At 43.4% G+C, this 14527-nt stretch carries 12 protein-coding genes; 9 read left to right on the plus strand and 3 right to left on the minus strand.

Features of this window, described 5'->3' with window-relative positions; translation table 11 throughout:
• Positions 1–399: 399 nt before the first annotated feature.
• Together C8D97_RS07330 and C8D97_RS07335 are read right to left on the minus strand one after the other, a co-directional pair.
• Positions 400–3066 (minus strand): TonB-dependent receptor plug domain-containing protein, encoded by a 2667-nt coding sequence (locus C8D97_RS07330; protein WP_109763117.1) that lies wholly within the window; start codon positions 3064–3066, stop codon positions 400–402.
• 162 nt (positions 3067–3228) lie between these two features.
• A complete protein-coding gene (locus C8D97_RS07335) occupies positions 3229–7326 on the minus strand; it encodes a hypothetical protein (protein WP_109763118.1) in 4098 nt (1365 codons plus the stop codon).
• Between the two features lie 512 nt (positions 7327–7838).
• Here C8D97_RS07335 and C8D97_RS07345 point away from each other — a divergent pair.
• Both C8D97_RS07345 and C8D97_RS07350 read left to right on the plus strand, forming a co-directional pair.
• A complete protein-coding gene (locus tag C8D97_RS07345; protein WP_109763120.1) occupies positions 7839–8015 on the plus strand; it encodes a DUF1328 domain-containing protein in 177 nt (58 codons plus the stop codon).
• A 208-nt stretch (positions 8016–8223) separates the two neighbouring features.
• Complete coding sequence (locus C8D97_RS07350; RefSeq protein ID WP_109763121.1) at positions 8224–8409, plus strand: hypothetical protein; 186 nt, start codon at positions 8224–8226, stop codon at positions 8407–8409.
• A 119-nt stretch (positions 8410–8528) separates the two neighbouring features.
• Here C8D97_RS07350 and C8D97_RS07355 read toward each other — a convergent pair whose 3' ends face one another.
• Positions 8529–9872: a sigma-54 interaction domain-containing protein gene (locus tag C8D97_RS07355; protein WP_109763122.1), complete on the minus strand. Its 1344-nt coding sequence runs from the start codon at positions 9870–9872 to the stop codon at positions 8529–8531.
• A 335-nt stretch (positions 9873–10207) separates the two neighbouring features.
• On the opposite strand from C8D97_RS07355, the gene C8D97_RS07360 reads away from it, so the two are divergent.
• From C8D97_RS07360 to C8D97_RS18130, 7 genes are all read left to right on the plus strand, one after another.
• Positions 10208–10750, plus strand: coding sequence for a BON domain-containing protein (locus tag C8D97_RS07360; RefSeq protein ID WP_109763123.1), 543 nt, complete (start codon positions 10208–10210; stop codon positions 10748–10750).
• 26 nt (positions 10751–10776) lie between these two features.
• Positions 10777–11259: a DUF2383 domain-containing protein gene (locus tag C8D97_RS07365; RefSeq protein WP_109763124.1), complete on the plus strand. Its 483-nt coding sequence runs from the start codon at positions 10777–10779 to the stop codon at positions 11257–11259.
• Positions 11260–11508: 249 nt separating this feature from the next.
• Positions 11509–11880 carry a DUF4398 domain-containing protein gene (locus C8D97_RS07370; RefSeq protein WP_146196111.1) on the plus strand — a complete coding sequence of 124 codons (372 nt, stop codon included), beginning with the start codon at positions 11509–11511 and terminating at the stop codon, positions 11878–11880.
• A 92-nt stretch (positions 11881–11972) separates the two neighbouring features.
• Positions 11973–12857: an OmpA family protein gene (locus C8D97_RS07375; protein ID WP_109763126.1), complete on the plus strand. Its 885-nt coding sequence runs from the start codon at positions 11973–11975 to the stop codon at positions 12855–12857.
• 328 nt (positions 12858–13185) lie between these two features.
• Positions 13186–13617, plus strand: a complete 432-nt coding sequence (locus tag C8D97_RS07380; RefSeq protein WP_109763127.1) for a response regulator — start codon at positions 13186–13188, stop codon at positions 13615–13617.
• Between the two features lie 25 nt (positions 13618–13642).
• A complete protein-coding gene (locus C8D97_RS07385) occupies positions 13643–14119 on the plus strand; it encodes a hypothetical protein (protein ID WP_109763128.1) in 477 nt (158 codons plus the stop codon).
• A gap of 83 nt (positions 14120–14202) precedes the next feature.
• The gene (locus C8D97_RS18130) at positions 14203–14349 is read left to right on the plus strand and encodes an OmpA family protein (protein ID WP_170115175.1); all 147 of its coding nucleotides are present in this window, start codon (positions 14203–14205) and stop codon (positions 14347–14349) included.
• Positions 14350–14527: the final 178 nt, after the last annotated feature.

Here is a 14527-nt window from a genome sequence, read left to right on the forward strand (position 1 = left end):
GAATTACATCTGTCAGAATGAATGGCTGCTTTTTCGAAACATTATAACTGGGAAAGTATATTTTGCTTCTCAACCAAACTTCGACAGATGTAATTCAAACCCACTCCAGACAAACCCAATAATTAAAAAGAAATGCTTTTTAATATGAGCAATATGGTAGAGCTGAAATATGACGGATATGTGAAGCTAACATGACATCTCGATTAAAAATAATGCATTATGAATGACATATAACTGTCATATTACTAACACATTTAAACAATACCTCACACACATTAAGATATTGCTTAAGCGTTGCCACAAACATCAACAAGGCTGCTATCAAGCAGCCTTGTTGAATGATTTAATGTCGAACAACATGACTTCCATGTAAACAATTACGACTCCATTCAATTTCATTTAGAAGTTGGTGGTAAAACTGATATTAAACTCCGTTCCGGGATTTTCTCGAAGGATGGTTACACCCTCCTGCTCGATTTCCTTTTCTTCATCCAGAATATTTTTCAAACGAACTTTTACCGTACTGTCGTAAGTAGCGTACCAGGTATACACCATATCCAGTGAGTTAAATGACTTCTCCTCGCCATCGGAAAAACCATTAACACCAGGAATAATAATACGTGGACCAAATACGTTATACACCAGAGTCGCCGAGTGATTGTTATCCAACGAATCCCAACCCAGTTGTAAGTTCACCACCCATTCGGAGTGACCAATTAATCGACGTTTATTGTTGGTGATAACTTCTGTCACACTTTGTTGGGTATTAAGCGCTTCTGCTAGCTGCTGCTCAAACAAACTGTCACCGGCATCATCAAGGCCAATATCCACCTCGGAATCGGAGAAAGTAAAGTTACCGTTAACAAAAAAGTTAGCGTAATCGTCCCCAAGGAACGATAAGTCTTTTAAGAACTCAACCTCCACTCCGATAAGTTCACCAGACTTTGCATTGGCGGTTAATAGTTGTGGTGCGCCTTCGGTTGCACTGGGCAATTCAATTTGCTCAATCGGCTTATCAATATCTTTCAGGAAAAATGCCACCGATAAATTTTCACCTGTTGGCATATACCATTCCCAACGAACATCAAAATTATCGATTGAAGATGACTCCAATGACGTTGATCCCCTTACCAGAAATTCGGTTAACGGATCGATATAGAATGTCGTTGAAATATCACGAAGATCAGGACGAATGGCAGTTTGAGAATAATTAAAACGCCATTGGGTTTCATCGTCTACCACATAAGTTGCGGCAAGTGATGCGAATAAATCATCCTCTTCAAAAACCAGATCGGCAATTTCTTCGTTTTCTACAGCAAAGAAATTACTGTGCTTTTGAAACGGAATTGAAAGCTGCCTAAAGTCTTCCCAGCGGAAACCGCCAGTAAAACGCCAGTGACGCCCCATCTCATAATCCGCCATAACATAAGCCGCATCCAGCAAGGTTGCTGCCGCATATTTATCTCCGTTTGCAGTGGCGTCTTCAAAGTCGATATCAAAGGCTGCGTCATTAAGGGTTGCGTCAGAAAAAATTTGACCGTAATTCGAACCTTGTAAAAACTGATTGGGTATTGAAAACGTTTCCAGTTCCACTGTAATGGCTTCAGCACGACGTTCTTTTGAGTAGAAGTCACCACCGGCTTTTAACGTCATTGCATAATTGCTACCAGAAAAAGGCAGTGACAGATTAAAGCCATAACTTTCGCCATCGTCGCGTAATGTTTGCCAGCCATAAACCACATTGGTATCACGAGCGATTTGTTCTTCACGTCGAATGCCCGAACCTGTGTCAATTAAATCAACTCGATAAGTTGCCTCAAACCCACCCGGCGCTTCGCGCATGGAACGATTATCACTGTAATACCAGTCAACGCCTAAATTATTGAACTCGTTAAAGGTGTGCATACCTTTTAGTTGCTGCGAATACAACTCACGTTCTTCATAAAGAATATCAACTTTACGGCGCTCTTCTTCAGGTTCATTGATGGTGTTGGTGGATTCAAACTGACGATCACGGATGCGATCTTTGGTATCCCGCAAATAAATATTATTAAACTCAAGTTTATGGTTGTATCCGTACTCAAAACCAAAGTTAATCATGGAGCTGACACTGACTTTATGTTCCGTAGAATGACCATCTGCAAATTCATTAATTCGAATATCACCACCGGACTTTGCCAAATTATTAACATTGCGTTCGTTAGTCACGTACCATTTGTTTTTATAGGCGGTTGTTGCCAAAAATCCAAAACGCGATTCATTACCAACATCAAAACTGTTGCCCAGTGTTAAACCCAATCCGTAATTGGGATCCACCGACTGGTAATCGGCATTGATGTTTCGATTAAAACGGCCAAACAATTCGCTGGCTTCATCGGCTGCCAGTCCATCGATACCTTCACCATTTAAACGACTGCGCAATGCTGCCGGTAATGCACGTGTACCATCATCGGTACCAAATGCATCACGAGAACTGCTGCCCCCCTCGTACCAGGGCGAAGATGATTTATTGGAATTTAAACCGCCCTCCAGTTTCAGTTTAAATACGCTTTCCTGCGGGATCGACTTGGTTCGAATATTGACATTACCGCCACCAAAATGCGCAGGCATATCCGGCGAAAACGATTTTTGTACATTCAGACTCTCAATAATGGATGCAGGAAATAAATCCAGCGGCATAACGGATCGTGTGGGATCCGGGCTGGGTACATTCATACCGTTTAGCTGCGTGCTGGAATAACGCTCACCCAGTCCGCGCACATAAATAAACTTTCCATCAACCAATGTTAACCCGGTTACCCGACGCAGGGCCGATGCAGCGTCACTGTCACCGGTACGGGAAATTTGTTCCGAGCCCATAATATCGGCAACAAAAGCTTGTGCTTTTCGTTCTTCCAACACGGCTTGTGCGGTTCCCTGAAGCCTTGATCCTTCTACAACAACCTCTTCAAGTGCTTCGTTTTTCGCCTGCTCTTGTTCAGCGGCATTAACTGACGCTGAAACACTGCCGCCTAACAATGCAAGGCAGACAGCTCGATAAATTGCATTTGTTTTATTCACTAACATTTAAAACTCCAAACAGTCAGGTTACTTAAGGGAATGAGCTTTAATAAGCATCGGCGGAACTCTGACTGGATAACTAAAATCGATAAAGATAAGGCGACGATGCGCCTTATCTTTTGTTTGCAACGGATCAACAATCGAGTAATCCGTTAATGGCTCGGCGGATTACAGACCTACCGTGACCCAACCTGCAGTCCAATCGTTGTCAGAACCAACCGCGCCAACAAAATCAACGCTGTCGAACCAGGGATCAATCGCATTCATATCCTGCGCGGCTGCCGGAGTAATGGTGACGTAATTGTTAACCACATCAGCCATGGTGGCTTCTACCGCATTTCCTGTTTGCGCCAGGAACCAGTCTTCGGTCGATTGGCCGGAGGTGGTAGCAGTCCCTTTAAAGTTTTCACCGTTTTCACAAGCCACAACCGAACTTTGCATGATTAAAGTTCCGGCTTCGGCGTTTGCCCGTGTTTCCGGGAAGCTGTCAATTTCAAGACATTCGCCCATACCGGCAGGCCCGGTGATCAGGAAGTTATACAAAGCGCCGTTTGTACCGTGACGCAGTAATACGCCTTCTGAATCGGCGTTTGCCGCACCAATAATGGTGAAGTTCGCCACCAGAGGATCGGTAACCGGAGCAGTTGCCGGAGCCGACTCACTGTTGTCACCTTCGATACCACGATTGGCAAAGGACGCATCATGTTTGATTAACACGTACTGTGCGCGTCCATTCCAGCCGAATGCCCAGTCAAAACTGTCATCACCGTTTGCGGTTAATACCAGATGCTTCACATCTACGCTGCCGCCAAAAAATTCAACGCCATCGTCGAGGTTTTTGTGAACCTGAATGTAATCCACGGTGGTTTCACTGCCCACACCGGCAAACGAAATACCGTTCAGTTCATCGCCCGCTGCCAGTGCTTTACCGGCGTATTTAACGACCACGTAACGTAGCGTGCCCGAGTTATCTTGCGGGTTGTCACCGCCGTACACACCGGCATTGCCTTCTGCAGCAATACCACAGTTGGCCAGTTCACCCGCATCGGCAACGTCATCACCGTTGCCGTCACAAAGATTGACCGGTGCGTTGCCCAGCAATACCAGACCACCCCATTGACCAATATCCGTCGCCTGACCGGTCATGTCCTGAATCGAGGTCATGATGACTGGCGCCGAGGCATTACCCAGTGCTTCAATTTTTGATCCGCGACGTACCACCAGAAAATCATCGCCCACTTCACCAACAAGGGTTGTACCCGGCTCGATGTATAAGGTCGCGCTGTCGGCGTTATCGTTGCCCACCGCCGTACGGCCTTTAATCACCCAGTGCTTGTCGTTGGTAAAGACCACGTCATTGGTGATGGTGGTGTCGGCGCTAAAGCGGTACACCGGCTTGTCGGTAATCGCCGGATAATCCGAGGACGCATTAACCGCCAGTCCCTGCTGCGATGCCGAAGCAACATTGGCAGGAATGCCAGAGTTAACGCCAACCGTCCAACCGTCCATCCAGTTGTCGGAACCGTTAAAAGCACCAATAAAGTCTGTTGGTTGGAACCAGCTGTCATCGGCTGACATGTCGTAACCAGCACCCAACAACGGAGAACCCGAGCGAGGCGTAAATCCGTCTGCCAGTAAATCAAGCGCTTCGGTGTTGTTGTAGGCGGCGTTACCGGTTTGACCCAGGAACCAGTCTTCGGTGGATAAACCAGAAGTGGTTGCGGTGCCTTTGAAGTTTTCGCCGTTTTCACAGGCCACAACCGAATGAGTCATGGTTAATGACTGGTTTTCGGCATTGGCTCGCGTTTCAGCAAAGCTGTCCACCTCAAGACACTCACCCATACCGGCAGGTCCGGTGATCAGGAAGTTTTTCAGAATACCGGCGGTTCCATGACGCAATAACACGCCTTCGGAATCACCACCCGGAGCGTTGTTTCCAATAATGGTTACATTGGCCACTTTGGGAGAAGTGAGTGGCGTAGCAGCCGGAGCGGACTCACTGTTATCCGACTCAAAACCGCGATTCGCCAACGTATCGTTGTGTTGCACGTAAACGTATTGCGCACGACCGGTCCAACCAAATGCCCAGTCAAAACTGTCGTCACCGTTACCGGTTAATACAATGTGCCGAACATTCACCGAACCACCAAAGAACTCAACGCCATCGTCAAGATTTTCATGAACCTGAATGTAGTCAACCGTGGTACCGCTGCCCACACCGGCAAACGAAATACCGTTCAGTTCATCGCCTGCTGCCAATGCTTTACCGGCTTGCTTCACAACAACAAATTTCAAAGTACCCGAGTTATCTTCCGGGTTATCGCCACCGTAAAGACCAGCATCGCCTTCTGCGGCTATTCCGCAGTTCGCAAGCTCTGTTGCATCGGCAACATCATCACCGTTGCCATCACACAGATTTGACGGAGCATTACCTAACAGAACCAGACCGCCCCACTGACCAATGCCAGTTTCTTCACCGGTCACATCTTGAATCGATGTCATGATGATTGGCGCAGCAACAGTGCCCACCGCTTCAATTTTTGAACCACGACGTACCACTAAAAAGTCATCGCCGGTTTCGCCAATAACGGTTGTGCCCTGCTGAATGTATAAAGTGCTGGCATTCGCGTTATCGTTTCCGACTGCGGTGCGACCATTTAAAATCCAGTAAGCGTTATTGGTTAAGGTGGTGTCTTCGGTAAAGACCACATCGGGCGTTAACCGATACACCGGCTTATCCGATAACTCAGGAAATTCCGACGAAGCATCGGTCGCCAGGCCTTTCTGAAAAGCGTTTTGAATATTGGCTGGAAATCCGCCTTTAACGCCAACAGCCCAACCTTCGGTCCAGTCGTTTTCGCCATCAAATGCACCAATGTAATCGGTTGAATCAAACCAACCATCAATAGCCGATGCATCCACACCGGCACCAATTAATGGCGAACCCGGCAGTGGCTCATAACCGTTTAAATCAAGATTAAGCGATGCCGAACCATTAAACGCCATGTTGCCGGTTTGATCCAAGAACCAGTCTTCGGTGGATAAACCAGAAGTGGTTGCGGTGCCTTTAAAGTTTTCGCTGTTGTCACAGGCAACCGCCGAGTGGGTTAAAATTAAATCACCCGCTTCTGCGTTGTCGCGAGTTTCTTCGAAACTGTCCACTTCCAGACACTCACCCATACCGGATGGGCCAGTTACCACAATGTTATGCAAACGTCCGGCGGTGCCGTGACGCAATAAAATACCTTCGGAATCACTTTCAGGAACATTACCCCCAACGATGGTTACATTAGACACCATTGGATTAGAAACCGGAGACGCCAAAGGTGCCGACTCACTGTTATCGGATTCAAAACCACGATTACCCGCCGTATCGTTGTGTTGAATGTAAACGTGTTGCGCACGACCTTCCCAACCAAATGCCCAGTCAAGACTGTCGTCGCCATTGGCGGTTAGCACAACGTGTTTAACGTTAACCGTGCCACCAAAAAACTCGATGCCGTCATCAAGATTTTCATGCACCTGTATGTAGTCAACTTCGGTTGCATCACCAACACCGGCAAAGGTAATGCCGTTTAATTCATCACCAGCGGCCAGTGCGTTACCGGCGTGTTTGACTAAAACGTAATTTAAAACACCGGAGTTATCGTTAGGATCATCACCGCCGTATAAACCGGCGTCGCCTTCTGCGGCAATACCACAATTCGCCAGCTCGGTTGCATCGGCAACATCGTCGCCATTGCCATCACACAGGTTTGATGGTGCGTTGCCTAATAGAACCAGACCGCCCCATTGGCCAATACCGGTTTCATCACCGTTAATATCTTCAAACGATGTAAAAGTAATCGGCTGGCCTTGTGTGCCGTCGGCATTAATTTGCGAACCGCGACGCACTACCAAAAAGTCATCACCGGTTCGACCAATAACCGTCGTTCCCTGTTGAATGGTTAAAACACTGGCATCAGCGTTATCGTTTCCAACCGCGGTACGTCCTTGAAGTACCCAAAGTGTATCGTTGGTTAATGTTTGATTGCTGGTGAAAGTGTAATCCTGATCAATTTCACAAACTTTATTAAATGAACCAATTGCCGCAATGTCGGTTGCAAAATCAGGACACTGTTGCGTGCCACCGTTATCGCCACCATTGCCATTACCAGGATCGGTAACAACTTCATCACCCTCAACTATTTCAATATCACCAGAACAGCCGGCAAGTATTAATGCACTTGCTACGGCACTGGCGGTTAGTAATTTTTTAAAAGTCATTGTTTTCTCCGCGTGGAACTGAACTGTCTTTAAATAAGCAGCTTCGCAGAGTAGAGACATAAGGTTTCAACTATATGACAATTGGAGATGTCATATTTAATTCATTGAACTACCGCAAAAATGTCATGGCTTTGACTTTTATTTGTCACAAATGTGAGGCAGGACTCATAAACAGAGTTCTTTTAAAAACCTTTCCCAAATATCTGTTTCAAACAATTTACTCATCAATAAAATCACTCAATAAACAAAGACCAATGATCTTTAACAGTGAATGTTGGCACAAAGATCGCATAAAGCTTATCAAGTAAAACAAACACAAAATGAAAGTTTTGAATTAGTTTATGAGAACAAAGTTGGTAAAACCAAGAGATTACGTTATTAACTCGTTGCGTTATTAATTCGTTCACTTTGTAGTTTCGAATTATATAACTTGGTTCACAAGCTTGAACCAAACATTTAAACCATAACCTTTTAATCATATGCTTTTAATCATAACCACAGGAGACAAACCTATGTTACGCTGGTCTATAGCCTTCTTTATTATTGCTTTAGTTGCAGGTTTACTCGGATTTGGCGGTATTGCGGGTGCGGCAATCGACATTGCAAAGATATTATTTTTCATATTTGCCGTATTATTTGTTATCGCGTTGGTCGCCCATGTAGTACGAGGGAAAAAACCACCCGTTTAATAACTGCGTATAGATATGTAGAAATAAATTAGTATGAACAGGCGTATTGGCATTAGCAATCGGTTGATAATAACCAAACCCTGCTATAAGCAACCTGTTCATATGAGCAACTGGCTCATATGTTTATAAATTAAAGAGTATAAAAGTTATCTATTATTAAAATGTCATTTATTACTTTAAACCAAAAAAACATAAACAGGAGAACACTATGAAATACTTAACAGCGTTATTAATCGCCGCGACCTTTGCATTAGCCGGTTGTGATCAAGACGATGGCCCAGCAGAAGAAGCTGGTGAAAAAATTGACGAAGTCGCCACAGACGTTGAAAACAAAGTGGAAGATGCCTGTGAAGAACTGAAAGAAAAGGCCGATGCAAAAGATCAAGATTGCTAATCGGCTTAATTTTCTCGATTAACCCTTCGGTTAACGGGTAAAGAAAATAAAAAAGCGCAATGGGTTTATTGTTAATAACTTAACCCTTGCGCTTTTTTTTATTACGAGCAATCGAACAGCTACTCGTTCTTACTGTATCGCTCCAACTTGTTATAAAGCGTTTTAATACTTACACCCAATTCATCCGCCGTTGCCGACTTATTACCTTCGTTTTTATCGAGAGTTTTTAAAATGGCCCGTCGCTCCACTTCTTCAAGAGAAATACCCGCGGGCACTGTCTCATGTCGCTGGGTGCGTAATTGTGTGTCATTATCCAAAATTATCAGATCCGCAGTGATCACATCATTCGCCAAAATATAAGCGCGTTCAATGGCGTGTTTTAATTCGCGAACGTTACCGGGCCAGCTGTGCTGAGATATTTTTTGTAATGCATCGGAGCTGATTTCTTTATTGCTTTTATCTTGCGCATTACGATAGGCCAGAAAATGTTTTGCCAGGCCAACAATATCATCACCACGTTCACGCAGCGGTGGCACATTAAGGGGAAAGTGCGCCAAACGGAAAAAAAGGTCTTCACGAAACAGCTCCTGCTTAATGGCGTCTTGCGGATCGCGGTTGGTTGCCGAGATAATTCGAACATTGGCTTTTTTCACCTGCTCGGAACCCACCGGACGAAATTCGCCCGACTCCAACACTCTTAACAGTTTTACTTGTTGATCCAGTGGCATTTCCGTCACTTCGTCCAGAAACAAAGTGCCACCTTCCGCCTGTTCAAACACACCGGCTCTGGATTTATTTGCGCCGGTAAATGCGCCTTTGATATGGCCGAATAATTCGCTTTCAATTAACTCGGGGCTTAAGGCACCACAGTTTATGGCGACAAAAGGTTGTTGCGACAATGGACTCATTAAATGCACCGAGCGAGCAACCAACTCTTTTCCAGCACCGCTTTCACCCGCCACAAACACATTCATTTCGGCATCGGAAGCCTTTTTAATCATGCGGTATAAGGTGCGCATTGGTGACGATGATCCTACCAATAAGCCAAATTGATCCAGCTCACTGGTGGTTACCTGTTCCGATAAATTCTTTGAACTGACAAACTCCTGATGAGAATCGGTTAACAACTCATTGATAAAGGTAATGTCCACCGGCAGTCTTAAATGATAGGTCACTCCATGGTGCATGGCTTCGTCAATATATTTATTGGGCTCACCATTACTGATAAAAATCACATCCACTTTTGACATAACTTTATTGGCGGTTAAGGCCATTAGTTGTTCGTGGCTAAAGTTATCGGCTTGAACAATCGCCACGTCGACCCGAGATTCCAACAAATAATCGGTCCAGGACTCCTGAGCGCTAAGCTGGATTACGTTAAACAGTCGAGCGGCTTCGGAGTGAATAAGCTGTGGCTCCAAAGTTTTGTCCAATAGATAAACCAGTAAATTAGGTTGTGTCATAAACGTCTCGGTTTAACCGTCTCTATATATAAAAGGATCATCAATGTACGTCAGGTCGGTAATTTTAACAATGTTACCTGTAATTATTACCTACGCCATGTCACATTTCCTGTAAAAATAATGACCTATTCATCAGTAAGTAGATTAAACCAGCGCCATAACGGATGAATATCTAGGTTCATTGATGCTGGCACAGAGATTGAATTATAAATCCTAGAGCGTGTTTATTTGTTACTCAAGTCTCGTTGTTGTACAGCGGTTTTTATACATAGATTGTTGGACATAAGTCAGGAAATAAGAACGCTTAATGTTTAATCACTCTAGGAGATGTCACTATGAAATCACTTAATAAAATTTTAATCCCTTTTGTTTTCGCTATTATAACCGTACCGTTTGCCGCTAATGCCAATCAGGATAACAGCAAATTAAATGATGCCTGGCTAGACGGCAAACTCGATACGGTTATTTTATTTAACGAGCACTTAAGTCCTTTTGACATTGAAACCGATGTCACTAATCGGGTGGCGATTATTTCTGGTGAAGTTGATTCGGAAATTGCCAAAGACCTGACAACCGAACTGGCTAAAAGCATTGATGGCATTAATGAAGTGGACAATCGCCTTCAGGTGAAAGAGTCCGATGAACCAAAAGAACAGCGTTTTTCTGACATAAAAGACGCGGCCATATCGACCACTATCACCACCAAACTGTTACTGAATACCGATGTAGAAAGCGGTGATATAGACGTGGACACCAGTAATCAGGTGGTCACCTTAAATGGAACAGTACCATCAAAGTTACAGCGTGACTTAATCGAAAAAATTGCTGAAAACACATCAAATGTAAAATCCGTTAAAAACAAAGTCAGTGTTCAATAGCAACCCTTTCGATAGCAGGAGTCACTATGTTTTATTCTGACTATCTTCCAGAGCGACCCAAGATCGCTCTGGAAGATCTTATTATTATCAGTAATGCCATTCAATTGTGTAACGAAGGCTACAGCTTTTATCGCTTTGCCATTACACAGGCCGACGATCAAATTATAAAAAACTTTTATCGCAGCATGGCCAATGCCAAACAACATTTGGTTGAAGAACTGACTTACGAATGTTCAATGGAGCAATTATCCGAGTTAAATGGGGATACCAACCAGTGGACGTTTATTTCAGTCGCCAGAAATTGTTATCACGAACTGAGTTTGGCGTTAAATACAGAAAGTCAGTCGGAGGCAATCCATCAAATGACGCATCTGGAACAACAGGTACTGGAGCGGTTGAAAAAAGCCACCCAGTCATTAAAACACCCTGCATTAGCACAACTGCTCGCCTCCCGTGTGGCATCCATTCAAATGACGCACGATAACCTGGCAGAGCTTATAACCGATTAAATTTAACCCATTAATTTTATTTGGGTGTTTTTTGCACTGTAGTTCTTTCAAAACCATTATAAAAGTTACACGGTAATAAGGTTTTCGTTGCCGATATCAACATTCACCATGCGTTATTAAGCAAACTCTTGTGACCGACATCACAAATTTAAAGCTGGCACAGTAATTGTAACTCTACTCAGTAAATGAATCGCATAGCGTCTCATTTTACAAACTAATCATTTGCGTAAAGCATTAAGGAGTCATTCAGTGAATACAATAAGACACAACATAGGCAAACTTTCCACTCTAGCGATAGCCGTTGCTATGGTGTCCGGTTGTACCTCTATGGCACCCAATTCAGATAGCCTGGTTCGCTCTGAGTCATCCATTAAGCAAGCAAAAGAAGTTGGCGCCATTGAGCATGCCCCGGTCGAACTTAAACAGGCCGAATCTAAATTACAAAAAGCTCAAGACGCGTTTAATAAAGAGGATTACAAAACCTCGCTTGAATTTGCGTTAGAAGCCGAAGCCAGTGCTGATCTTGCCGAAGTCACCGCAAGAAACAAAAAAACACAACTGGCGTTGGATGAAGTACAAAAAAGCATTCAAACCTTGAAGCAGCAACTTAGCAATCGTTAATTTTGATCAATTATTATTTATATATTTTGCTCGATTAAATCGAACCATTAAATAGTAAGGCTAAGTGTACAAAAGGAAACAGGAGTTTAATAATGAATTATTTTACTAAAAAATTATTTATACCATCGGCCAGCGCCGCAATGATCGTTCTTTCGGGTTGCTCTTCAACAGCAGTGAACAATGAGTTAGTAAGCAGTGCAGAGCAACACTTTAATCAAACCGCAGGCCCAAACAGTGTTCGCGAGTATGCACCACTTAAATACGAGCAGGCAAAAGAGTCTCTGCAAAAACTTAAGTCAGCCGCAGAAAGCGATGCCGACGAGTCTCGACTGGAACATCTGGCTTATATGAGCCGTAAGCACAGCGAGATTGCACTTCAACAGGCCAAGTTAAAGAAAGCTGAAAAAAGCATTCAGCAGGCAGAAGTGAATCGTAAAGACTTATTGCTGGCACTAAAAAGTGAAGATCTGGAGCAAACAAAACAACGCGCCGATCAACTGGCTTCTGAAAAACAGCAGGCACAAAGTCAACTGGAACAGATGAAAGCGAAAAATAACCAGATGGCTCAATTGCTGAATGAGTTAAAAGCCAAAGAAACCGAACGTGGTTTGGTACTGACATTAGACAGTATTTTATTTGAGCTGAATAAGGCCACGCTTAAAAGTGGATCGGAACGATCAGTTGATAAACTGGCGGAGTTTCTAAAGTCCTATCCGGATCGAAATCTTCTGGTGGAAGGTTTTACCGATAGCACTGGTGAAGAAAGCTATAACCAACAGCTTTCACGCGACCGGGCAGAAGCCATTCAATCAGAACTGATAGCGAAAGGTGTCAGTCCAGAGCGTATCGAAATTAAAGGTTACGGTGAGCAATTTCCGGTAGCCACAAACGAAACGCGAGCCGGACGTCAAATGAATCGACGTGTTGAAGTGATTGTTGCCAATAAAGGTGATGATTTAATCGAACGCCGTCGATAGTATTTTTCAGAAGCGTATCAAAAAGAGTCTGCAAGGCCAGAGCCGGTGGTGATGAAGTATTCACTGCCGGCTCTTTTTTAGTAAACACTATGTTTATCCTAAAATAAAGTACCAAGTAGGATTATATTCTTTTAGCATTTAATAACAAACTAACTGCCAGAATGTGTTTACGCAGGAATGAAGGTTCACTTTCCATACCCCCGACTAACGCCTTAAAATCAACCGTCTTAAAGCCTCTCTTGAATGATTGATTTTTAATGAACTAACTGCTAGTTTTTAAGCTTAACTTTTACTAATAAAGTTTGGCCTCTTTTATGAGCATGCACTTATGAGCACGCACTCTATTTTTCGTACACCTATCGAACACGTTGAAAAGGTATTGGTGGTTGACGACCACAAAATGCTATGTAACGTTATGGTAAAAATGTTTCGAATGCTTGGCACTGCTCATATCAAAACGGTTCACTCTGGACTCAACGCATTAAAAATCATTCCTGAATTTAAGCCTGATATTGTTTTTACCGACTTAGAAATGGCGCCCGTTTCTGGTATAGAGCTTCTCAAAGCGATTCGTTGTGGCGTTAATGGATGCGATCCTTATCAAGCAGTTGTGATGCTAACGGCGCGAATATCACATCAAGTAACCAGTTGTGCTGTTGAACTCGATTTAGATTATATGATGTCAAAGCCACCGTTTAAAATACTGCTTGGAGATGTTGTTGATTTGGTTCGCCGTCGTTTAATGCCGGTAATATTATGAAGCGGTGAATATTGGTGTAATTGGCATGAAGCTTGATTTAGACAATATTTCATACCAACGCCCAGATAATTCTTCGGAAATGAGTGACTCGATATCTTCACCAAATGATAGAGCACTGTCTATAAATGAGGGCATAAAAGAATTTCGACGTGAATACAGTGCTTTTTTATCATTAAGAAATAGAGTTATGGCGGGTAATGGGAAAAGCCTCTCTCCAGAAAAAATAAGTAGCTATATTGTAGAACTTGAAAAAATTGCGTTAACACATTTTAGTACACAAGAGCCTTTTATCCATCAGTACGATAGACAAGCCAAAGCACACCTCCACGATCATGAGATTTTGCTGAGTATGATCAAAAATCTTGAGGTCAATCAAAAAGTATTTCAACTAGATTCCAGTGATGAATTACTCGAACTAATAGACGCATTTAATAATGAGCATTATAAAAAATATGACCACCCATTAAGTAAAATACTGTTAAAACAACTTTCAATTTCATAGGTGCTTTACTCAAATCAAATTTTTCTAATCGAGAAAACTAAGATATTGTAGGGTTTGCACGTCTTCTCGTGCGAACCAATTGCATGTACAGCACGCAAATTCAAACTCACCACTACGGTGAGCAATTTCCGGTACCCACAAACGAAACGCGAGCCGTACGTCAAATGAATCAACGTGTTGAAGTGATTGCTGCCAATAAAGGTGATGATTTAATCGAACGCCGTCGATAGTATTTTTCGGAAGCGTATCAAAAAGAGTCTTCAAGACCAGAGCCTTTGATAATGATGAATTCACTGCAGGATCTTTTATTTTCAACCATTAATGTATGGGTGTTCGGCTACTACCCACCCATCACCATTTGAACAATCGCATTAATCTCGATATTGCTTTGCATGTAAAATTATAGAG

It is taken from the genome of Pleionea mediterranea (assembly GCF_003148745.1).
Classification (GTDB): domain Bacteria; phylum Pseudomonadota; class Gammaproteobacteria; order Enterobacterales; family Kangiellaceae; genus Pleionea; species Pleionea mediterranea.